Source organism: Marinobacterium maritimum (genome assembly GCF_039523155.1).
GTDB lineage: Bacteria > Pseudomonadota > Gammaproteobacteria > Pseudomonadales > Balneatricaceae > Marinobacterium > Marinobacterium maritimum.
The window spans coordinates 396,019-416,998 of the sequence record NZ_BAAAET010000003.1 but is presented as its reverse complement, the minus strand read 5'-3'; the positions used below and the strand labels follow the sequence as shown (position 1 = coordinate 416,998).

The 20,980-nt window shown below is 60.4% G+C and carries 22 protein-coding genes; 18 read left to right on the top strand and 4 right to left on the bottom strand.

From position 1 onward, the window contains the following. Positions 1–76: 76 nt before the first annotated feature. The 11 genes from dnaK to ABD013_RS12900 all read left to right on the top strand — a co-directional run bounded on the left by dnaK (position 77) and on the right by ABD013_RS12900 (position 12,045). Positions 77–2,002 (top strand): molecular chaperone DnaK, encoded by a 1,926-nt coding sequence (gene dnaK, locus ABD013_RS12950; RefSeq protein WP_343806525.1) that lies wholly within the window; start codon positions 77–79, stop codon positions 2,000–2,002. A gap of 113 nt (positions 2,003–2,115) precedes the next feature. Then, entirely contained in the window at positions 2,116–3,255 is a 1,140-nt protein-coding gene (dnaJ, locus tag ABD013_RS12945) for a molecular chaperone DnaJ (RefSeq protein WP_343806523.1), read from the top strand. 49 nt (positions 3,256–3,304) lie between these two features. Beyond that, on the top strand, positions 3,305–4,114 hold the full coding sequence (gene dapB, locus ABD013_RS12940) for a 4-hydroxy-tetrahydrodipicolinate reductase (protein ID WP_343806521.1): 810 nt from the start codon (positions 3,305–3,307) through the stop codon (positions 4,112–4,114). Positions 4,115–4,276: 162 nt separating this feature from the next. After that, positions 4,277–4,588: a YqfO family protein gene (locus ABD013_RS12935; protein WP_343806519.1), complete on the top strand. Its 312-nt coding sequence runs from the start codon at positions 4,277–4,279 to the stop codon at positions 4,586–4,588. Positions 4,589–4,614: 26 nt separating this feature from the next. Then, positions 4,615–5,976, top strand: coding sequence for a V-type ATP synthase subunit B (locus tag ABD013_RS12930; protein ID WP_343806517.1), 1,362 nt, complete (start codon positions 4,615–4,617; stop codon positions 5,974–5,976). Between the two features lie 6 nt (positions 5,977–5,982). Then, positions 5,983–6,588, top strand: coding sequence for a V-type ATP synthase subunit D (locus ABD013_RS12925; RefSeq protein ID WP_343806516.1), 606 nt, complete (start codon positions 5,983–5,985; stop codon positions 6,586–6,588). After that, positions 6,585–8,378, top strand: coding sequence for a V-type ATP synthase subunit I (locus ABD013_RS12920; protein ID WP_343806515.1), 1,794 nt, complete (start codon positions 6,585–6,587; stop codon positions 8,376–8,378). Before ABD013_RS12925 ends, ABD013_RS12920 begins: the two co-directional genes overlap by 4 nt. Continuing rightward, complete coding sequence (locus ABD013_RS12915) at positions 8,366–8,812, top strand: ATP synthase subunit C (RefSeq protein ID WP_239041166.1); 447 nt, start codon at positions 8,366–8,368, stop codon at positions 8,810–8,812. Before ABD013_RS12920 ends, ABD013_RS12915 begins: the two co-directional genes overlap by 13 nt. A gap of 10 nt (positions 8,813–8,822) precedes the next feature. Then, positions 8,823–9,506: an ATPase gene (locus tag ABD013_RS12910; RefSeq protein ID WP_343806514.1), complete on the top strand. Its 684-nt coding sequence runs from the start codon at positions 8,823–8,825 to the stop codon at positions 9,504–9,506. After that, positions 9,506–10,237 carry a hypothetical protein gene (locus ABD013_RS12905; RefSeq protein ID WP_343806512.1) on the top strand — a complete coding sequence of 244 codons (732 nt, stop codon included), beginning with the start codon at positions 9,506–9,508 and terminating at the stop codon, positions 10,235–10,237. Before ABD013_RS12910 ends, ABD013_RS12905 begins: the two co-directional genes overlap by 1 nt. Further along, on the top strand, positions 10,234–12,045 hold the full coding sequence (locus ABD013_RS12900) for a V-type ATP synthase subunit A (protein ID WP_343806510.1): 1,812 nt from the start codon (positions 10,234–10,236) through the stop codon (positions 12,043–12,045). Before ABD013_RS12905 ends, ABD013_RS12900 begins: the two co-directional genes overlap by 4 nt. Here the strand turns inward: ABD013_RS12900 and ABD013_RS12895 are convergent. Beyond that, the gene (locus tag ABD013_RS12895; protein WP_343806508.1) at positions 12,038–12,601 is read right to left on the bottom strand and encodes an NUDIX hydrolase; all 564 of its coding nucleotides are present in this window, start codon (positions 12,599–12,601) and stop codon (positions 12,038–12,040) included. The genes ABD013_RS12900 and ABD013_RS12895 overlap by 8 nt on opposite strands. Before the next feature lie 118 nt (positions 12,602–12,719). On the opposite strand from ABD013_RS12895, the gene ABD013_RS12890 reads away from it, so the two are divergent. Beyond that, entirely contained in the window at positions 12,720–13,319 is a 600-nt protein-coding gene (locus ABD013_RS12890; RefSeq protein ID WP_343806506.1) for a CoA pyrophosphatase, read from the top strand. Continuing rightward, on the top strand, positions 13,312–13,503 hold the full coding sequence (locus ABD013_RS12885) for a DUF1289 domain-containing protein (protein WP_425543410.1): 192 nt from the start codon (positions 13,312–13,314) through the stop codon (positions 13,501–13,503). The genes ABD013_RS12890 and ABD013_RS12885 overlap by 8 nt, the downstream gene beginning before the upstream one ends. Positions 13,504–13,553: 50 nt before the next feature. Here the strand turns inward: ABD013_RS12885 and ABD013_RS12880 are convergent, their stop codons facing one another. Then, positions 13,554–14,828 carry an HlyC/CorC family transporter gene (locus ABD013_RS12880; RefSeq protein WP_343806504.1) on the bottom strand — a complete coding sequence of 425 codons (1,275 nt, stop codon included), beginning with the start codon at positions 14,826–14,828 and terminating at the stop codon, positions 13,554–13,556. 71 nt (positions 14,829–14,899) lie between these two features. Beyond that, positions 14,900–15,697 carry a cytochrome C assembly family protein gene (locus tag ABD013_RS12875; protein ID WP_343806502.1) on the bottom strand — a complete coding sequence of 266 codons (798 nt, stop codon included), beginning with the start codon at positions 15,695–15,697 and terminating at the stop codon, positions 14,900–14,902. A gap of 151 nt (positions 15,698–15,848) precedes the next feature. Here ABD013_RS12875 and ffh point away from each other — a divergent pair, with 151 nt between their 5' ends. From ffh to rplS, 5 genes are all read left to right on the top strand, one after another. Further along, positions 15,849–17,231, top strand: a complete 1,383-nt coding sequence (gene ffh, locus ABD013_RS12870; RefSeq protein ID WP_343806500.1) for a signal recognition particle protein — start codon at positions 15,849–15,851, stop codon at positions 17,229–17,231. 177 nt (positions 17,232–17,408) lie between these two features. Then, positions 17,409–17,660, top strand: coding sequence for a 30S ribosomal protein S16 (gene rpsP / locus ABD013_RS12865; protein ID WP_343806498.1), 252 nt, complete (start codon positions 17,409–17,411; stop codon positions 17,658–17,660). A 15-nt stretch (positions 17,661–17,675) separates the two neighbouring features. Then, a complete protein-coding gene (gene rimM, locus ABD013_RS12860; protein ID WP_343806496.1) occupies positions 17,676–18,215 on the top strand; it encodes a ribosome maturation factor RimM in 540 nt (179 codons plus the stop codon). A gap of 3 nt (positions 18,216–18,218) precedes the next feature. Beyond that, positions 18,219–18,977 (top strand): tRNA (guanosine(37)-N1)-methyltransferase TrmD, encoded by a 759-nt coding sequence (gene trmD / locus ABD013_RS12855; RefSeq protein WP_343806494.1) that lies wholly within the window; start codon positions 18,219–18,221, stop codon positions 18,975–18,977. Between the two features lie 9 nt (positions 18,978–18,986). Further along, a complete protein-coding gene (rplS, locus tag ABD013_RS12850; RefSeq protein ID WP_217333830.1) occupies positions 18,987–19,343 on the top strand; it encodes a 50S ribosomal protein L19 in 357 nt (118 codons plus the stop codon). Positions 19,344–19,561: 218 nt separating this feature from the next. On the opposite strand, the gene ABD013_RS12845 is transcribed toward rplS, so the two are convergent. Next, a complete protein-coding gene (locus tag ABD013_RS12845) occupies positions 19,562–20,905 on the bottom strand; it encodes an IS1182 family transposase (RefSeq protein ID WP_343806491.1) in 1,344 nt (447 codons plus the stop codon). Positions 20,906–20,980: the final 75 nt, after the last annotated feature.

Genomic DNA, 20,980 nt, shown 5'->3' with positions numbered 1-20,980 from the left:
CCCATATACAGAAACAACCAGTTTTTAGACAGATTATCAGCCCGCCCGGCGGGCAAGAGAAATATCGGAGCAGAACATGGGCAAAATTATCGGTATTGACCTGGGCACCACCAACTCCTGCGTGGCTATCCTGGACGGCGAAAAGACCAAGGTGATCGAGAACGCTGAAGGCGATCGCACCACTCCGTCTATCATCGCCTACACCAACGACGGTGAAACGCTGGTTGGTCAGCCGGCCAAGCGTCAGGCGGTGACCAACCCGGACAACACCCTGTTTGCGATCAAGCGACTGATCGGTCGTCGTTTTGACGACAAGGTCGTGCAGAAAGACATCAAGATGGTGCCGTACAAGATCACCGCAGCCGACAACGGTGACGCCTGGGTGGATGTCAAAGGTCAGAAAATGGCACCGCCGCAGGTGTCTGCCGAAATCCTGAAGAAGATGAAGAAGACCGCCGAGGATTATCTGGGCGAGACCGTGACTGAAGCGGTTATCACCGTACCGGCCTACTTCAACGATTCTCAGCGTCAGGCAACCAAGGACGCTGGCAAGATCGCAGGTCTGGACGTTAAGCGTATCATCAACGAGCCGACTGCGGCTGCGCTGGCCTACGGTATGGACAAGTCCAAGGGTGACAAGACCGTCGCAGTATATGACCTGGGTGGTGGTACCTTCGATATCTCCATCATCGAAATCGCGGACGTGGACGGTGAGCACCAGTTCGAAGTACTGGCCACCAACGGTGATACCTTCTTGGGTGGTGAAGACTTCGACCTGGCGGTAATCAACTACCTGGCCGACGAATTCAAGAAAGAGAGCGGCATCGACCTGCACAACGACCCGCTGGCGCTGCAGCGCCTGAAAGAAGCGGCCGAGAAAGCCAAGGTTGAGCTGTCTTCCGCACAGGCGACTGACGTCAACCTGCCGTACATCACCGCTGATGCGACTGGTCCGAAGCACCTGAACGTAAAACTGACCCGCTCCAAGCTGGAATCCCTGGTAGAAGAGCTGGTGGTGCGCTCCATCGAGCCGTGCCGCATCGCGATCCAGGACTCCGGTGTGTCCGCGTCTGAGATCGACGAAGTGATCCTGGTCGGTGGTCAGACCCGTATGCCGCTGGTTCAGCAGAAAGTGGCCGAGTTCTTCGGCAAGGAACCGCGCAAGGACGTGAACCCGGATGAAGCCGTGGCGATTGGTGCTGCGATTCAGGGTGCCGTGCTGTCCGGTGACGTCAAAGACGTACTGCTGTTGGACGTGACTCCGCTGACCCTGGGTATCGAAACCATGGGCGGCGTGGCGACTCCGCTGATCGAGAAGAACACCACTATCCCGACCAAGAAGTCTCAGGTGTTCTCGACTGCCGATGACAACCAGACCGCGGTAACCATCCACGTGGTTCAGGGTGAACGCAAGCAGGCCGCACAGAACAAGTCTCTGGGTCGTTTCGACCTGGCTGACATCCCGCCGGCACCGCGTGGCATGCCGCAGATCGAAGTGACCTTCGACATCGATGCCAACGGTATCCTGAACGTGTCCGCGAAGGACAAGGCGACCGGCAAGGAACAGTCCATCGTGATCAAGGCCTCTTCCGGCCTGAACGATGACGAGATCGAACAGATGGTTCGCGACGCCGAAGCGCACGCCGAAGAAGACAAGAAGTTCGAAGAGCTGACCGGTGCGCGTAACCAGGGTGACGCGATGATCCACACGGCGCAGAAAACGCTGAAGGATGCCGGCGACAAGGCGACCGACGAAGAGAAGAGCCAGATCGAAGCCGCCATCAAGGAACTGGAAGAAGTTCTGAAGGGTTCCGATAAGGAAGCGATCGAAGGCAAGACTGAAGCGCTGACTGAAGCTCTGTCTGCTGTCGCGCAGAAGATGTACGCCGAAGCGGCTCAGGCTGAGCAGCAGGCGGGTGGTGCCGAAGCCGGTGCCAAGGATGCGGCGGACGACGTTGTTGACGCCGAGTTCGAAGAAGTTAAGGACGACGACAAGAAGTAAACGCTTCAATGCGTTCGCGCATGTCGATCGTTGCAGTGTGACAGCGCGGGCTCAGGCCCGCGTTGTCATGTCCGGCTCTTGCGGGCCAAACCTTAACCAGTCAGATTCGGATCATGTCAAAGCAGGACTACTACGAACTCTTGGGTGTGGCGCGTGACGCGTCCGATCGCGATATCAAGAAAGCCTATCGTCGCCTGGCGATGAAGTACCATCCGGACCGTAACCCGGATGACAAAGAGGCGGAAGACAAGTTCAAAGAGATCAGCGAGGCCTATGAGGTCCTGTCTGATGCCCAGAAGAAGGCGGCCTATGACCAGTTCGGTCATGCCGGTGTCGATGGCCAGGGCGGCGGCTTTGGTGGCGGCGGTTTCGAGGGTAACTTCTCCGACATCTTCGGTGATGTGTTTGGCGACATCTTCGGCGGTGGCGGCGGTGGTGGCGGTCGACGCCGCTCCGGTGTGCAGCGTGGTGCCGATCTGCGCTACAACCTGGACCTGTCGCTGGAAGAAGCGGTCCGTGGCTGTGAGAAAACTCTGGAGATTCCGACGCTGGTGGGCTGTGAAGTCTGCGATGGCAGTGGCGCCAAACCGGGTACCAGTGCCAAGACCTGCTCCACCTGTGGTGGCATGGGACAGGTGCGCATGCAGCAGGGTTTCTTCTCGGTACAGCAGACCTGCCCCACCTGTCGTGGCGAGGGCAAGGTCATCTCCGACCCCTGTGATGCCTGTCACGGTCAGGGGCGTGTCGAGAAAACCAAGACGCTGCAGGTCAAGATTCCGGCGGGCGTCGACACCGGCGACCGTATCCGTTTGACCGGTGAGGGCGAGGCGGGCAGTCATGGCGGCCCGGCGGGCGACCTCTATGTTCAGGTGCACGTGCGTGAGCATCCGATCTTCCAGCGTGACGGCAAGCACCTGTACTGCGAAGTGCCGATCAGCTTTGTCGATGCGGCGCTGGGTGGCGAGCTTGACGTGCCGACCCTGGATGGTCGCGTCAAGCTGAAGATTCCGGCCGAAACCCAGACCGGCAAGCTGTTCCGTCTGCGTGGCAAGGGCGTGGCCCCGGTTCGTGGCGGCAGCACCGGCGACCTGATGGTCAAGGTGGCGATCGAAACGCCGGTGAACCTCAACAGCCGCCAGAGAGAGCTGTTGCGTGAATTTGCCGAGGCGACGGCCGAGGGTAACAGCAAGCACAGCCCGAAAAAGCACGGCTTTTTTGACTCGGTGAAGAAGTTCTTCGAAGATATGACCTGATTGCGTGCCCTTTGGGGCGCGCCGGTGCAGACAGACACAGGAATAAAGCATGATCAGAGTAGCGGTAACCGGCGCGGCCGGCCGTATGGGCAAAACCATTATCGAAGCACTGCAGCAGGATGATGCGGCTACCTTCAGTGCCGCCATCGTCGAGCCGGACAGTTCACTGATCGGTGCCGATGCCGGTGAGCTGGCGGGTGTCGGCAAGTTGGGTGTGGCCCTGGCCGGAAGCCTGGAAGCCGTGGTCGATGATTTCGATCTGTTGATCGATTTCACCGCACCCGAAGTGACCATGCAGAACGTGGCTTTCTGTGCTGCCCACGGCAAAAAGGTGGTGATTGGAACTACCGGCCTGAGTGACGGTCAGAAACAGGAATTGAAGCAGGCAGCCGATAAGACCGCCATCGTGTTTGCGCCGAACATGAGTGTGGGTGTCAATCTCTGCTTCAAGCTGCTGGAGATCGCCGCCAAGGCGCTGGGCGATGACAGCGGCTACGATATCGAAGTGATCGAAGCACACCACCGTCACAAGGTGGATGCTCCTTCCGGTACCGCTCTGCGCATGGGTGAAGTGGTTGCCGATGCGCTGGGGCGTGACCTCAAGGAATGCGCAGTATACGGTCGTGAAGGCATTACCGGTGCGCGTCCAGCCAAGCAGATCGGCTTCGAAACCATCCGTGCCGGTGATGTGGTCGGTGACCATACGGTGCTGTTTGCTACTGAAGGTGAGCGCATCGAGATTACCCACAAGGCTTCCAGCCGCATGACCTTCGCCAAGGGCGCGGTGCGTGCTGCCGGTTGGCTTGAAGGCAAACAGACCGGTCTGTTCGACATGCAGGACGTTCTGGGTCTACACTGAATTCAACCTTGTTGTTGTTCCCTCTGCCCGCTCACGTAGCGGGCTTTTTTATGCCCGAGCGCAACCTTTCTGTCACTGTGGGGCGGCATGCTGTTGATATCGCTTGCTGCAGCTGCACAGTCGGCGCTAATGTATAGCCAGATCAGGACGGCTGGAGGCTGGATGTACAAGCTCTGTTTCTTTGTCCCCGAGGCTGATGCCGAGCCGGTCAAGACGGCTCTGTTTGCGGCCGGGGTAGGCAGGATTGGTGATTACGATCAGTGTTGCTGGCAGACACTGGGTATGGGGCAGTTTCGCCCTCTGGCCGGTGCCAACCCACATCTGGGACAGCAGGGCCAGCTGGAGAAGGTGGCCGAGCTGAAGGTGGAGATGGTATGCACTGACGCGCTGATCCATACCGCTGTGGCAACCCTCAAGCAGGCCCACCCGTATGAAGAGGTGGCCTACGAAGTCTACAAGTTGGCGGATATCTGAGATCGGGCACGAGAAGGGAGATCGGTGTGACACAGCTGTTGGTTCGCTATTCGCGTATTCTGGAAATCGTCGGCGATATCGTCAAGGTGCATGTGCCCGAGCCTGACGAAGGGGAAGTGGCCGCCATTGGCTATGGCGACCTGGCCCTGATCGAAAACATCCTCGACCCGGATCAGCCGCCCTATATGGCGCAGGTGATTCAGCTGGAGCGCAACAGCGTCTCGCTGCAGGTGTTTTCCGGTACCAAGGGGCTGTCGACCAAGGCCGGCGTGCGCTTTCTGGGTCACGCCATGCAGGTGACCTTCTCCCCCAATATTCTTGGTCGTGCCTTTTCCGGTGCGGGTCGCGCCATTGATGGCGGCCCCACTTTGGCTGAAGAGGCCCGCATCGAGATCGACGGTCCCACCGTCAATCCCGCCCGGCGTATCCTGGCGTCACGCATGATCCGTACCGATGTGCCGATGATCGACGTGTTCAACTCGCTGGTCGAGAGCCAGAAGATCCCGATCTTTTCGGTGGCCGGCGAGCCCTATAACCGCCTGCTGGCGCAGATCGGTGCCAATGCCGATGCCGACGTGGTGGTGTTTGGCGGCATTGGCCTGATTTTCGATGACTACCACTTCTTCCGCCGTGCCTTCGAAGAGGCTGGCGTCAGCGCACGCACGGTGATGTTCGTGCATCTGGGCTCGGATCCTACAGTGGAAGGCCTGCTGGTGCCGGATATGGCGCTGGCAGTGGCCGAGCGTTTTGCCGTCGAAGAGGGCAAGCGGGTACTGGTGCTGCTGACCGACATGACCGCCTATGCCGATGCGCTCAAGGAGGTCGGAATCTCCATGGAGCACGTGCCATCCAACCGTGGCTATATCGGGGATCTATACTCCCAGCTGGCGCGCCGTTATGAAAAGGCCTGTGACTACAAGGGTGCAGGCTCGGTCACCATCCTGTCGGTGACCACCATGCCGGGTGATGATGTCACCCACCCGGTGCCGGACAACACCGGTTACATCACCGAAGGCCAGTTCTATCTGCACAATGGGGTGCTGGACCCCTTCGGCTCCCTGTCCCGCCTCAAGCAGCATGTCATCGGCAAGGTGACCCGCGAGGATCACGGCCAGATCATGAATACCATGGTGCGCCTCTACGCCGAGGCGCGCGACGCCCAGCAGAAGCAGGCGATGTCCTTTGATTTGACCGAATACGACGAGCGTCTGCTCAGGTTTGGTGACCTCTTCCGCACCCGCTTCATGGATATCAGTGTCTCCATGCCTTTGGAAGAAGCGCTGGATCTGTGCTGGCAGACGCTGGCGGAGTGTTTCCAGCCGCAGGAGCTGTTAATGAAGCAGCAGCTTGTGGACAAGTACTTTCCACAGGTTCAGGCGTCAGAGTAAGGCCTCATGAGCAAGCTGGCGCTCAACAAGAGCACCCTCAATCATGAAAACCAGCGACTGAAATCCTTTCGCCAGTTCGTGCCGGCACTGGATCTGAAGCGCAAGCAGATCCTGGCGGCGCGGATGGCCTCCCGTCGTGCGCTGGCCGAGTTCGAACAGCAGATGCAGCAGGTGGACGCCGAAGTGGCCCGCCAGTTGCCGATGCTGGCGGGCAGCCAGCTGGATCTGGGCTCGCTGGTGCAGCTGAAGGGTGTCCAGCAGCGTACCGATAACCTGGTCGGCATCGAGCTGCCGGTGGTGGAACGGATCGACATCGACTGTCGCCAGTACTCGCGCCTGGCGCTGCCGCCCTGGGTCGATATCCTGGCGGCCCGTTTGCAGCAGATGCTGGAACTCCGAGTGCGGCATCAGGTGGAGCGGGTGCGGTTGGAGCGCCTGGAGGCCGCACTGCAGAAGACCACCCAGCGCCTGAACCTGTTCGACAAGGTACTGATTCCGCGTACCGAAGCCAATATCCGTCGCATCCGCATTGCGTTGTCGGACGCCGAACGCGCCGGGGTGGTGCGCGCCAAGATTGCCAAGAACAAACGGGCCCGGATGGCAGCGTCATGAGTATTCAAACCCTTAACAAGGCGACTCTGGTTGGCTTGACGGCTGACAAGGCGGTAGTGCTGGATCGGTTGCAGGCGCTGGGATTACTGCACGTGATTTCGCTGGCGAAAACCCGGCCTGAAGCGGTGCTGGAACTGCCTGAAGCTGTTCATCCCGATCAGTTGCAACAGGCGATACGTTATCTGCTCAGCTGTCCGCAGAAGCGGCGGCAGGTGACGGTCGAGCGCCATTTTGATCTGCACAAGGTGGTGGTCGCGACCCTTGAGAACCGCAAGCGCCGCCTGGAACTGCAGGAGCAGCTGGATTTCCTGCGCAAGCGCATCCGCGATCTCGAGCCCTGGGGCAGCTTTGAACTGCCCGGCAACCAAGGACTGCTGGGGCACCGGCTCTGGTTTTATCTGGTGCCCAACTACCGCATGCCGGAAGTAGCCAAGACCGACCTTGCATGGTCGGTGGTACACCGGGACAACCGTTATTCCTACGTCGCAGTGATCGCCGAGGAGGAGCCACGCGCCAACCAGATGCCGGTGCCGCGCACCCATACGGGGTCCGTGCCACTGGACCGGTTGCGTCGTGAGCTGGAAGACCTGGAGATTGAGCTCGAGGCGCTGGAAGCCGAACGCGAGGCGCATACTCGCTGGCTGTATCTGCTGCAGCGCTCACTGGCGGGCAGTCAGGACCGTGCTGATTGTGACCGGGTGGGCCAGCAGACGCTGGATGCCGGTGAGATTTTTGCTGTTCAGGGCTGGTTTGCAGCTGAACAGCAGGCCTCGCTGGAGCAGTTTGCGCAAAATGAGGGGCTGGTGCTGGTCATTGACCCGGTGGCTGAAGGCGAGCGTCCGCCGACGTTGCTGGACAACCCGGAGCGGCTGGCCGGCGGTGAGGAGATCGTGCGTTTCTATCAGATGCCCGGCTACCGCGCCTGGGACCCATCACGCGTGGTGTTCTTCTCCTTTGCTGCCTTCTTTGCCCTGATTCTGTCCGATGCCGGCTATGCCCTGTTGTTGGGTGTGGTGCTGATGTTCTACTGGTCGCGCATGGGGCTGAGCGAAACCGGTCGCCGGCTCCGGGCCCTGGGCACCACGCTGACCCTGTTCTCGGCTGGCTGGGGCGTGCTGGTGGGCAGTTACTTCGGGGCGGCGCCCCCCGAGCCTCTGGTCGCCCTGAAAATGTTCGATATGAACGACTTTGACAGCATGATGCGGATCTCGGTGCTGATGGGCGCCGGGCATCTGTTGCTGGCTAACCTGATCACCGCCTGGCGCTGCCGCGGGCGACTGCAGATGCTGGCGCCGCTGGGTTGGGCGCTGCTGGTGGTGGCCGGTGTCAGTGGCTGGCTGCGGCAGCAGCTGGATGTGGAATGGGGCCTGATGGCGCTGGGCATGGTGCAGATACTGCTCTGTTCCAGTGAGCGGCCGTTGCAGGGGGCGCAGAACTGGCTGTGGCGGCTGGTGGACGGCCTGCTGGCGCTGACCGGGCTGTCGAAGATGTTCGGCGATGTGCTCAGTTATCTGCGCCTCTTCGCCCTGGGCTTGGCCAGTGCTTCGCTGGCCATCACCTTTAATCAGCTGGCCAGTGATGTAGCGGCGGCAGTGCCGGGCATGGGGCTGTTCCTCGAGGTGCTGATTCTGCTGCTGGGCCACCTGCTCAACTTTGTGCTGGCGGTGGTCAGTGGTGTCATCCACGGCCTGCGCCTGAACCTGATCGAGTTCTACAACTGGAGCCTTGCGGATGAAGGCTACGCTTTTCAACCTTTCACCAAGCGGGAGGTGAACCCTTGGATAACCTGATTTTGGCCCTGGGATGGGCAGGACTCTATGGCCCCATGGCGCTGGGCGCGATCGGCAGCATCATCGGCTGTGCCCTGGCCGGTCAGGCCGCCTGCGGCGCGCTACTGGAGACGGAAACCGGTCATGGGCGCTACGTCGGTATCGCGGCCATGCCGTCGTCACAGACCATCTACGGCATCGTGGTGATGTTCTCGCTCAACCGCACGGTGACGCTGGATAACGCCCCGGGCCTGTTTGCCATCGGTATTCTCGCCGGGCTGGCGCTGCTGTTCAGTGCCGTACGTCAGGGCCAGTGCTGTGCCAGTGCGATCAACGTGTCCAAGATCAAGCCGGAGATCTTCGGCATGTCGATCGCGCCGGCGGCGATCGTTGAGGGCTTCGCGGTGTTCGCGTTCATCTTCGCGCTGGTGATCAGCGCGGGTATTCCGGCATAACGGAGGCAGGATGAGCGATCAGGCCAAACAGCATGCAGCCTCGGGCGTGGAAGCGCTGATCGAGCGGCTGCGGCAGCAAGGGGTCGAGCAGGGGCAGCGTGAAGCGGCTGATCTGGTCGAGGAAGCCGAACGCCGGGCCGACTGGCTGCTGGAGCAGGCGCGCCAGGAGGCGGATAACCTGCGCCAACGCGCCAGGGACGATGCCGAGCGCCTGCGTCGTGCCGGCGAGGACGCACTGAAAATGGCGGCCCGGGACATGAACCTGCAGTTGCGTGAGCAGCTGGCGCATACCTTTGCCGACCGGGTTCGGTTGCAGGTCAGCGAGCAGCTTGACAGCGAAGTCTTCATTCGCGAGGTGATCCATGAAGTCGTGATGCAGGCCTGCCAGGATGCCACTCTGTGCGCGATGCCGAAGGTTGAAATCCTGCTGCCGGCCGGCGTGGTCGGCCTTGAAGAGCTGCGTCGTAACCCGCACGCCTACCGCGAGGGCAAGCTGAGCCAGTTCGTGCAGGAGCAGCTGAATCTGCAGTTGCGCGAGGGCGTGACGCTGGACTTGCACGACGGGCGCGGTATCCGCATTCGCTGCAACGGTGACGATGCCGAGATCGATCTCAGCGATCGGGCACTGGCGGAACTGCTGCTGCGCCACTTGCAGCCGCGTTTCCGCGCCATCCTGGAGGGGGTGATCCGCTAGTGTCGGTCTACTATACCCTGATCCCGGCACTGCCGGCGTTGCCGGTCAAGCTGGAGCAGCTCAAGGAACTGCCGATTTCGGTGCTGCAGCTGGAGCGCCGGCTGGGCATGCTGCCAGAGGCTGATCAAGTGCTGCTGGTACGGGCGCTGCGCCTGTTTCAGCGCGAGCGCACCGGGGATGAGGCATTTTCCGACCGGGACGAGGTGTTGCACTGGCAGCAGGAGCTGGCGGCGATTCCCTACAAGCCGCTGCGTGCCGTGCTGGCGGAAAACCTGGAGTGGCGCAGCCTGATTGCGGCGCAGCGGTACCGCCTGGCGGGCCAGCATGAAGGTGACAGTTTCGAGGGCTATGGCAAGCGTACCTGGATCATTCGCCGTGACTGGCAGCAGCCCGACTTTGGCCTTGGGCGTCGTTATCCCTGGCTGGTGGAGTCGCTGGCCCAGTTGAAGCAGGGTCAGGGCGTGGAGCTGGAACAGCAGATTCTTGCCCGTCTCTGGCGCAAGCTGCGCATGCTGGAGCAGAGTCACCCCTTTTCCCTGATCGCCGTGGCCGCTTACCGGCTGCGCTGGTCCATCGCCGAATATCGTCTGCGCTGGCAGGCCGAGGCGGCACAACAACATTTTTCGCAACTGGTCGATCGCGCACTGGCTGGCGTCATGCCGGATAGCGGGATTGACCCGGTCTGGATTGACCCGGTCCGGATGGATCCGGTAACAGAGGCTAACCGATGACAACCCCGAACGCTCCGACCGCCCGTGTAATCGGTGTCCGTGATGATATCGTCAGCATCCGTATGCTGCGTGACGCCGAAGGCGATTACTACCCGGTCACCAAGAATGAAGTGGTGCTGATCTGCCCGCAGCGTCATGATGGTGAACGTCAGGAACGACTCCAGGCCGAGGTGCTCAGGGTGCGCCACGGCGAGGCCGACGTGCAGGTGTTCGAGACCACCCGCGGCGTGGCGATCGGGGATGCCGTGGAGCAGACCGGTCAGATGCTGTCGGTGGCACTGGGACCCGGGTTGCTGGGCCAGGTTTACGATGGCCTGCAGAATCCGCTGGAGTTGATCGCCGGTCAGCACGGTTTCTTCCTGCCGCGAGGTCTCGACGTGGACGGCATCGACCAGCAGCAGAAATGGTCCTTCCAGCCGGTGGTCAAGGTCGGGGCGCGGGTCAAGGCTGGCGACCTGCTTGGCCGGGTGCCGGAGAGCCGCTTCAGTCACAAGATCATGGTGCCGTTCAACCTGCGCGGTGAAGCGGAAGTCACCTGGGTGCAGGAGGGCAGCTTTACCGTGACCACGCCGGTAGTGCGTCTGCGCATGGCTAACGGCGAGGAGCGCGAGGTCAGCATGCAGCAACGCTGGCCGGTACGAGTACCGGTCAACCGTGACCTGCTGCGTGAGGGCTATAACCAGCGCCTGTTCCCGCAGCAGCCGATGCTGACCAGTATCCGCCTGATCGACACCTTCTTCCCGGTGGCGCTGGGCGGTACCGCCTGTATCCCCGGGCCCTTCGGTGCCGGCAAAACGGTGCTGCAGGGGCTGATCTCGCGTTACTCCAACGTGGATATGGTCGTGATCGTCGCCTGCGGCGAGCGTGCCGGCGAGGTGGTCGAAACCATCACCGAGTTTCCCAACATGCCAGACCCGAGGGGCGGCACGCTGATGGACCGCACGGTGATCATCTGTAATACCTCGTCGATGCCGGTGGCGGCGCGTGAAGCCTCGATCTACACCGGTATCACCATCAGTGAGTATTACCGCCAGATGGGCTACAACGTGCTGCTGATCGCGGACTCCACCTCGCGCTGGGCCCAGGCGATGCGTGAAACCTCGGGTCGTCTGGAAGAGATTCCCGGCGAAGAGGCGTTCCCGGCCTATCTGGACTCGGCGGTGCGGGCGTTGTACGAGCGTGCCGGCCTGGTCGAGACCAATGACCGGGAACAGGGCAGTCTGACCCTGATCGGCACCGTATCACCAGCCGGCGGCAACTTTGAGGAGCCGGTGACCCAGTCCACGCTGCGCACAGTGAAAACCTTCCTCGGCCTCAGCGCCGAGCGAGCCTACAAGCGAGCCTATCCGGCGGTGGACCCGCTGATCTCCTGGTCACGTTATCTGGATCAGCTCGATGAATGGTTCAGCCGCGAACTGTCGCCGCAATGGGGCGGTAACGTCAAGCGGATGCTGGAACTGATCCGTCAGGGTGAGCAGGTACAGCAGATGATGCAGGTGACCGGTGAAGAGGGGGTGACACTGGAGGATTATCTGGACTGGCAGAAGGCGCAGTGTCTTGATCAGGTCTATCTGCAGCAGGACGCCTTCGACGATGTCGATGCCTCGACGCCGGTGGAGCGTCAGCAGGAGCTGTTCACGCTGCTGCTGCAGTGCCTCGACGACTCGCGTGAGTTTGCCGACAAGGAGGCGGTCCGCGACCACTTCGTCAAGCTTACCGGCCTGTTCCGCAACCTCAACTACAGCCACCACGATGGCCCGGACTACCGTCGCTACCGTAGCGAGATCGAACAGCTGGGGATCAGTTGATCAGCACCAGCTCGTCCAGTTCCGGGCTCAGTGCGATGTGGCGCAGCGGAAATGAGGGGTCGGCGGCGGCCCGGTCGGCGAAGTAGAAGCGCAGGGCATTGCGGATAGTGGTGAACGCCAGTTGATCCCAGGGGATCTCCTCTTCACTGAACAGCCGGGTTTCCAGGGTTTCCTCGCTGCTGCCGAATCTGGCTTCGGGCAGATCGGCCAGATAGATCAGCTGGACCTGGTTGACGTGGATGATCGAGGTCATCGTATACAGCTGGCGCAATTCGACCCGGGCACAGGCCTCTTCCAGGGTCTCGCGCAGTGCGGCGTCCTCGGTGCTTTCCCCGTTTTCCATATAGCCGGCCGGCAGGGTCCAGTAGCCGTAGCGTGGTTCGATCGCGCGGCGGCAGAGCAGTACCTTGTCGCCATGTACCGGCAGGCAGCCGGCGACGATGCGCGGGTTCTGGTAATGGATCTGTCCGCAATGGTCGCAGACATGACGCTCGCGGTTGTCTCCGGTGGGTACCCTGAGGGTTACCGGGGAGCCGCAACGGCTGCAGTAATTCATCCTGGCTCCTTGTTCATCCTGCCTTCGGCTTAGTCGCATATTGTGACATCTTCGGGCAGGCTCGCGACAGTCCGGCGACAGGGGTATTATAGGTGGATCAGATGTAACCGGATCGCTCATGCTAGACCATCTTCGCCTCCGGCTGCAGCATCACCGCCCCTGGCGCCTGCGTACCCGCGGCCGGGAAGCCGGTGTGCTGGTGGCCCTGACCGACTGCGCCGACCCCGAGGTGATCCTGACCCTGCGGTCGCCTTACCTGTCTACCCACAGCGGTGAGATTTCCTTTCCCGGCGGCAAGCGGGACCCCGATGATATTGATCTGCTGGCAACAGCAATGCGCGAGGCTGAGGAAGAGATCGCTCTGAGCCCCGGCCATGTGGATATTATCGGATCCCTGGGGCAGGTGGTGTCCAAGCATCACCTCCAGGTTACCCCCTGGGTGGGCGTGATCGCACCCGAGTTGCCATTGGCGGCTAACCCGGAGGAGATCGCCGAGATCTACCGGGTACCGCTGAGCTTTCTGCTCGAGCCGGGTAACCGGCGTATGGATCGGCTGGAATTCGCCGGCCAGACCCGTTTTGTGCCCGCCTGGCCCTGGCAGGGCGAAGTGATCTGGGGGCTGACCGCCTATATCCTGAGCGAGCTGCTGAATGTTGGCTTCGATGCTGATATACCCATGCGCCCCCGCCCCGAACACCTGGAGAGCTCTCGTGATTGATGTTGTTGAAGAAAAGCCTGTTCCCAGCCCCTGCGTCAGTGTCTGTGCACTGGGCGACGGGGATATCTGTATTGCCTGTCATCGCAGCGGCAAGGAAATCAGCCAGTGGGGACGCATGAACAATGAAGAAAAACGAGCGGTCTGGGCATTGATCAGACGCCGGGAGCAGGGCGAGGCAGTGTAGCTCGAGCCGCGCCGGTGTTACCACCGGCGCGCTTTTGTCTGGCGTGGGTGTCAGAGGCTCTCGCGAGCCTTGGCAGTCTTGATGACGCGAACGGTCTTCACCAGATTGTCGCAGATCTGCAGGGTTTCCATGCGGTAGCCGGCCACTTCCAGGCAGACATTGGCGCTGGGAATCGACTCCAGAATCTCGGTGATCAGGCCGTTCAGGGTTTTCGGCCCATCGGTGGGCAGCTGCCAGTTCAGCGCCTTGTTGACCTCGCGGATATAGGCGCTGCCGTCGATGAAGAAGCTGCCATCCTCCTGCGGATGGATGTCCTGATTCATATCGTCCTGGTCGTTGGACAACTCGCCGACGATCTCTTCCAGAATATCTTCCAGGGTGACAATTCCCTCGATATCACCGTATTCGTCCACAACGACACCGATACGTCGACTCTGTTTCTGGAAATTGAGCAGCTGGGTCTGCAGCGGCGTGCTTTCGGGCACGAAGTAGGCTTCATGCACCACCTGCATGATCGCCGGCTTGGTGACATTGCCCTGCTGGATCAGCTGGGCCAGGTTGCGCATGTGCAGAATGCCGACGATGTTGTTGATATCGCCGCGGTATACCGGCAGGCGGGTGTGGCCGGTCTTGGACAGCAACTCCAGGATCTGGTCCATCTCCAGGTCCAGGTCGATCCCTTCCACTTCGTTACGCGGGATCATGATGTCGTTGACGGTCACTTCGTTCAGTTCCAGCACGCCGAGCAGCATCGACTGGTTACGGTGCGGCAGCAGAGAGCCGGCTTCATGCACGATGGTGCGCAGCTCCTCGGTGCTCAGGTGTTCGTTGCCGGCTTCGTTGACGTTGACGCCGAACAGGCGCAGGAAGCCGTTGGTGATGCCATTGATGATCCACACCAGCGGGTAGGCCAGTTTCAGCATCGGTTTGAGGATATAGGACGCCGGGAAAGCGATCTTTTCCGGGTGCAATGCCGCCATGGTTTTCGGCGATACCTCGGCAAAAATCAGAATTACCAGCGTCAGGCCGGCGGTGGCGATCATGATGCCGGCGTCACCCCACAGGCGCACGGCGATCACGGTGGCGATGGCGGACGCCAGGATATTGACGAAGTTATTGCCGATCAGGATCAGGCCGATCAGGCGGTCGGGGCGTTCCAGCAGACTGTTGGCCTGGCGAGCGGCACGGTGTCCGTTTTTCACCAGGTGGCGCAACCGGTAACGGTTGAGGGACATCATCCCGGTTTCGGAGCTGGAAAAGAAAGCTGAACAGAAAATCAGCAGGACCAGGATGGTGGTCAGTGTGCTTATCGACGCATCGTCCAAGGGACAAAAACCTTAATTGGAATTGGGGCGTTCATTTTCTGGTCAGAGTAGGGGGCTGTCAAGCGCACCGACTACGCCTTGAGTAGCAGTTCCAGCACCAGTTTGGAGCCGAAAAAGGCCAGCATCAACAGCACGAAACCACCCAGGGTCCAGCGTACCGCGGTCCGGCTGCGCCAGCCCAGGAAGTGACGCCCGGCCAACAGCACGGCATAGACCACCCAGGCAGTGAGCGACAGCAGGGTCTTGTGCATCAGGTGCTGGGCGAACAGGTCGTCGACGAACAGGAAACCGGTGATCAGGGCCGCGCTGAGCAGCAGGAAGCCGGCCCAGAGACTTTCGAACAGCAGCCGCTCCATCATCTGCAGCGGCGGTAGAGAAGCGACCAGACCGCGGGTGTGGTGTTGCTTGAGAGCCACTTCCTGACGCGACAGCAGAACGGCCTGTACGGTGGCGATGGTGAACAGGCTGTAGGCTAGCAGTGACAGCAGGATATGGGCGACCAAGCCACCGGAATAGGGCTTGGGCGTGGCGCCGGTATGGACGAAGGCCGCCAGAATCATGGTCAGTGCGGCCAGCGGGAAGACGCCGATGAACAGATTGTCGAGGCGCTGGCGCAGGCTGCTGGTCAGTACCATGCCGACCACGCCCCAGGCGATCAGCGCGCCGACCGGGAAGAAACTCAGGTCGATGCCGCCCGGCTGGTGCAGCAGTATATAGACGCTGTAACCCTGCAGCATAAAGCCGGTCAGGCCCAGCAGGCGAATGGGCAGACGCAGTTGGTCTTCATTGCCGGCCGACAGGCGACGCCATTGCAGTGCGGTTGCAACGATATAGCAGAGTGCGGCGATAAGCGTCGTGGTGATCAGCATCCATATCCTCCTTAATGGCGGCTAAGTGTGGCACAAATGCCGGGGGGAGGAAATATAGGTGCCCCCGGGGCGGGGGGTTCTGTATAATATGTCGCCAAAGCGTTTACAGGGCGGGTGCCGGGAGGGTGCCGCCGGCAGATAGAGGTATTCGATGTTTGATAATCTGACAGAACGGCTTACGCAGACGCTGCGCTCGGTGACCGGTCAGGCAAAGCTGACTGAAGACAACATCAAGAGCACGCTGCGTGAAGTGCGCATGGCGCTGCTGGAAGCGGACGTGGCCCTGCCGGTCGTGAAAGCGTTCATCAACAGCGTCAAGGAGCGGGCTGTTGGTCAGGAGGTCAGCAAGAGCCTGAGCCCCGGTCAGGTCTTCGTCAAGATCGTCAACGAAGAGCTGGTCAAGGTGATGGGTGAGGCCAACGCCGAACTCGACCTGGCCACCCAGCCGCCGGCCGTGCTGATGATGGCGGGCCTGCAGGGGGCGGGTAAGACCACCTCCGTGGCCAAGCTGGCGCGCTTCCTGAAAGAGCGCAAGAAGAAAAAGGTGCTGGTGGTGTCCGCCGACATCTACCGTCCGGCGGCGATCCGCCAGCTGGAGACCCTGGCCGGTGAAGTGGGCGTCGAGTTCTTCCCGTCCACGGCGGACCAGGATCCGGTCGATATTGCCGAGGCGGCGATTCAGCATGCCCGCGTCAAGGCGTTCGATGTACTGATCCTCGATACCGCCGGCCGCCTCCATGTCGATGAAGACATGATGCAGGAGATCAAGCGCCTGCACGCCTCGGTCAAGCCGGTGGAAACCCTGTTCGTAGTCGACTCCATGACCGGTCAGGATGCCGCCAACACGGCGCGTGCCTTCAATGAGGTGCTGCCGCTGACCGGTGTCATTCTGACCAAGACCGATGGTGATGCCCGTGGTGGTGCCGCCCTGTCGGTGCGTCATATCACCGGCAAGCCGATCAAGTTCCTCGGTGTCGGCGAAAAGACTGATGCGCTGGAGCCGTTCCACCCGGATCGTGTTGCCTCCCGTATCCTCGGTATGGGCGATGTGCTGTCGCTGATCGAGGAAGCCGAGCACAAGATCGACAAGCAGAAAGCGGAGAAATTCGCCAAGAAGATCACCAAGGGCAAGGGCTTTGACCTGGAGGACTTCCGCGAGCAGATCCAGCAGATGCAGAACATGGGCGGCATGATGTCGATGCTGGAGAAGCTGCCGGGCATGGGCCAGATGGCACAGGCCGCGCAGGCGGCTCAGGCGGAAAAGGGCATTCAGCAGATGTGCACCATCATCAACTCGATGACGCCACACGAACGTCGTCACCCGGATGTCATCAGCGGTTCGCGCAAGCGCCGTATCGCCATGGGTTCAGGTACCCAGATCCAGGACGTCAACCGTCTGCTCAAGCAGCACAAGCAGATGGCCAAGATGATGAAAAAATTCGGTTCCAAATCCGGTATGGCCAAACTGGCGCGCGGCATGAAAGGCATGATGCCGCCGGGCATGGGCGGCGGTGGCGGTTTCCCGCGCATGTAATGCGGTTTGGGCTGATTAAAAACTGATCTTTTGCTTTCAACGGGCGGCGGTTTCACGTAAAATTGCCGCCCTGTTTAATTTGGCCTTCGTTTATCTGGGCAGTTTGGCCGGGGAAGCGAAGCAACTAAACGATGGGCGATCCTAAAACCCATCCAGCGAAATAAAGGGGTCCAGCGCATGGTCACTATTCGTTTGTCTCGTGGTGGCGCTAAAAAGCGTCCGTTCTATCACATCTCCGTAGCTGATTCACGCAATGCGCGTGATGGCCGCTTTATTGAGCGTGTCGGCTTCTTCAACCCGGTAGCCCGTGGTCAGGAAGAGCGTCTGCGCGTCAACCTGGAACGTGTTGAGTACTGGGTTGGCAAGGGTGCTCAGACTTCTGAGCGTGTTGCTCAGCTGCTCAAAGAAGCACGCAAGGCAGCAGAGTAAGGTCGGATTCAGGCCGTGTCAGTAAACAGTGAAAGCAGCGAAGATCTGGTAGTACTGGGTCGTTTCACGTCTCCCTACGGCGTTAAGGGGTGGATCAAGGTCTACTCTTACACCGACCCGTTGGAGAACATACTGAACTACAACTCGTGGCAGGTGGAGTGCGACGGGCGTCTGACGCCGGTCAAGCTGGAAGCTGGCAAGCGCCACGGGAAAGGTCTGATCGCCAAATTGGCCGGTGTGAACACTCCGGAAGAGGCCAGGTTGTGGAACGGGCGTGAAATCAAGGTGCCCAAATCCGAACTGCCGCAACTGGAGACCGGTGAGTATTACTGGAGCCAGCTGGAAAACCTGTTGGTATACACCGAATCCGGCGTATTGCTGGGTCGGGTCAGCCATCTGATGGAAACCGGCGCGAACGACGTGCTGGTGGTCAAGGGCACTGCCGAGAGTATCGATCGTCAACAGCGATTGATTCCCTGGCTGCCTGATCAGGTGGTAAAAGAGATTGATCTTGATTCGGGGTTGATGCGGGTCGATTGGGACCCGGATTTCTGAATCATGTGGTTCGGGATCGTCAGCCTGTTCCCGGAGATGTTCGAAGCGGTTACCCGCTACGGCGTCACCGGACGGGCAGTGCGCAATGGCTTGATCGATGTGGAGTGCTGGAATCCCCGCGATTTCACGCATGACCGACATCGCACCGTGGATGACCGCCCCTACGGCGGTGGCCCCGGCATGTTGATGAAGGTCCAGCCGCTGCGCGATGCGATCGATGCTGCCAGAACGGCCGCAGGCGAAGGTGCCCGGGTGATTTATCTGTCACCGCAGGGGCGACGCCTGGATCAGGTCGGGGTGTGTGAGCTGGTGGCAAACGACAAGTTGATCCTGGTAGCGGGTCGCTACGAGGGCATCGACGAGCGTTTGTTGCAGAGTGAGGTCGACGAGGAGTGGTCGCTGGGTGATTTTGTCCTCAGTGGCGGCGAACTGCCGGCAATGGTGCTGATCGATGCCGTGGCGCGTATGGTGCCCGGGGTTCTTGGGCATCAGGACTCGGCAGTGGAAGACTCCTTCTTCGAAGGTTTGCTCGACTGTCCACACTATACCCGTCCCGAAGAGCTGGATGGCCAGCGGGTGCCGGCGGTATTGCTCAGTGGCAATCATGCCGAGATCCGTCGCTGGCGCCTGAAGCAGCAACTGGGGCGAACCTGGGAGCGGCGCCCGGACCTGTTGGACAAGATTGATTTGAACCCGGAACAGCAGACGTTGTTAAGCGAATATATCCGCGAGGCCCGGGCGGCCGGCGGGAGCAATATCTAGGAGCGAGCAATGAGCAACAAGAGCCTGATTATTCAGCAGATCGAAGCTGAACAGATGAGCAAAGAAGTCCCGGCTTTTGCACCGGGCGACACTGTAGTGGTACAGGTACGCGTAGTAGAAGGCAGCCGTAGCCGTCTGCAGGCGTTTGAAGGCGTAGTACTGGGCAAGCGTAACCGCGGCCTGAACTCTGCTTTCACCGTACGCAAGATCTCCCACGGTGTGGGCGTTGAGCGTACTTTCCAGACTTACAGCCCGACCGTTGAGCAGATCGAAGTGAAACGTCGCGGTGATGTTCGTCAGGCCAAACTGTACTACCTGCGTGAGCGTAGCGGTAAGTCTGCACGTATCAAAGAGAAGCTCGGCTAAGGTTAATCCTTACCAGCTTAAAAAAAGGCAGCCCTTGTGGCTGCCTCAGGGTACTGACATACCCCGGTCATTTTGATCGGGGTTTTGTTTTTCTGAACCGTCTGCTACCGCGTTTGCTCGAGGGGGGGGGCATAGAGTATGGGCGATACCCAAACCGGGAGACTCGCCACCTTGCCGGGGCAGTGCTTGAGGGGGGGAAGTGAAGGCCATGCCCCGGATTAGGCCGTGAGCAGGGCTATTTTCTTGATATTCTGGGCGGCAGCCGCCAACAGGCATTGCCCTTTCATGCGATTAAGCCCACGGAACCGGGCATAGCGGTAACCGTGAAGCTCCTTGGCATCGGCAAAGCTTCGCTCCACCGTTTCCTTGCGGCGCTGATAGATAAATTGCCCTCCCAGGCTCAAGCGGTGCTGGCCAATCCGTTCCTTGCTGTCCTCCCAGACATGGCGCGTCAGCGTCTTTTCCCCTTTCGCGTTGCCGGTACAACGCTCGCGCTGTGGACAGCTCAAACAGCGATCAGGGTCTGAACGGTAGTGCCGATAGCCGTTGCGATCGGTGGTCTTGTAGATCAGAGCGACGCCCTCGGGGCAGGTATAACGATCCTGATCGGCATCGTAGTGGTATTCCCGCTTGTAGAAGTAGCCCTTGCGGTGGGTCGGCCGCCGGTAGCCGATGACGCCGTAGATCTGGCGATCCTCCAACCCTTTGCAGATACCCGCCGTGAAGTAGCCGGCATCCAGCCCCACCGACTGAATATCAAAACCAAAGCGCTCCTTCTGTCGATCCAGACGCCCCAGGTAAGGCAAGCTGTCGTGGACATTGCCGGGCGTCAGGTGAACATCGGTGATGATGTTGCAAAGGCCGTCCACGGTGCGGTGATCCAGGTAGAAGAAGCCTTTGGGCTTGCCGTCACGCACCATGTAACCGCTGTCGGGATCGGTGGTGCTCTGCTTAATCTCCCGCGTCTCGGGCTCGCTCGAGCGCGGCGGCAAGGGCTTTTTTCCATGGGCCAGGCGATCCTCCTCGACCGCCTTATCCAATGCGTTCAGATAGTCTCGACTTGAGCTGGCCGCACGCGTCTTGACCCACTTGTTCTTGTTGGCATTGGCCTTCAAATGGGTGGAGTCGGTGTACAGAGTCTTGCCGGATACCAGCTTCTTGCGCATCGCCTGCAGCACGATCTCATCGAAGATCTGCTGGTACACCTCTGACTCGTTGAAACGGCGGCGCCGATTCTGGCTCAACGTTGAGGCATCGGGCACTTTGTCGGTAAGGTTCAGGCCCAGAAACCAGCGATAGGCGACGTTGACCTGCACTTCGCGGATCAACTGGCGCTCACTGCGCACGCCATACAGGTAACCCAGGAACAACAGCTTGAACAGCAGGGTTGGATCGAGTGCCGGTCGACCGTTGTCACTGCAGTAGAGGTCCTTGACCAGCTCATGGATGAAGCTGAAATCGATGGTCCTATCGATCTTGCGCAACAGGTGATCGGCGGGGACGAGTTCGTCGATGCAGACAAACTCCAGTTCGGACTGGGTGGGGGCTCTGTCTTTTAGCATGGCCCTATTATAAGAAGTCCCCGCCGCAGGGCGAGGACTTTGTCAGCAGTCTGAGGCAGCCCTTGTGGCTGCCTT

Coding starts and splice junctions, on each gene's coding strand:
- ABD013_RS12845 (WP_343806491.1), bottom strand. CDS start 20,905: ATGCTAAAAGACAGAGCCCCCACCCAGTCCGAACTGGAGTTTGTCTGC.
- ABD013_RS12895 (WP_343806508.1), bottom strand. CDS start 12,601: ATGAATTACTGCAGCCGTTGCGGCTCCCCGGTAACCCTCAGGGTACCC.
- rplS (WP_217333830.1), top strand. CDS start 18,987: ATGAGCAACAAGAGCCTGATTATTCAGCAGATCGAAGCTGAACAGATG.
- rpsP (WP_343806498.1), top strand. CDS start 17,409: ATGGTCACTATTCGTTTGTCTCGTGGTGGCGCTAAAAAGCGTCCGTTC.
- dapB (WP_343806521.1), top strand. CDS start 3,305: ATGATCAGAGTAGCGGTAACCGGCGCGGCCGGCCGTATGGGCAAAACC.
- ffh (WP_343806500.1), top strand. CDS start 15,849: ATGTTTGATAATCTGACAGAACGGCTTACGCAGACGCTGCGCTCGGTG.
- ABD013_RS12925 (WP_343806516.1), top strand. CDS start 5,983: ATGAGCAAGCTGGCGCTCAACAAGAGCACCCTCAATCATGAAAACCAG.
- ABD013_RS12875 (WP_343806502.1), bottom strand. CDS start 15,697: ATGCTGATCACCACGACGCTTATCGCCGCACTCTGCTATATCGTTGCA.
- trmD (WP_343806494.1), top strand. CDS start 18,219: ATGTGGTTCGGGATCGTCAGCCTGTTCCCGGAGATGTTCGAAGCGGTT.
- dnaJ (WP_343806523.1), top strand. CDS start 2,116: ATGTCAAAGCAGGACTACTACGAACTCTTGGGTGTGGCGCGTGACGCG.
- ABD013_RS12920 (WP_343806515.1), top strand. CDS start 6,585: ATGAGTATTCAAACCCTTAACAAGGCGACTCTGGTTGGCTTGACGGCT.
- ABD013_RS12910 (WP_343806514.1), top strand. CDS start 8,823: ATGAGCGATCAGGCCAAACAGCATGCAGCCTCGGGCGTGGAAGCGCTG.
- dnaK (WP_343806525.1), top strand. CDS start 77: ATGGGCAAAATTATCGGTATTGACCTGGGCACCACCAACTCCTGCGTG.
- ABD013_RS12890 (WP_343806506.1), top strand. CDS start 12,720: ATGCTAGACCATCTTCGCCTCCGGCTGCAGCATCACCGCCCCTGGCGC.
- ABD013_RS12935 (WP_343806519.1), top strand. CDS start 4,277: ATGTACAAGCTCTGTTTCTTTGTCCCCGAGGCTGATGCCGAGCCGGTC.
- ABD013_RS12900 (WP_343806510.1), top strand. CDS start 10,234: ATGACAACCCCGAACGCTCCGACCGCCCGTGTAATCGGTGTCCGTGAT.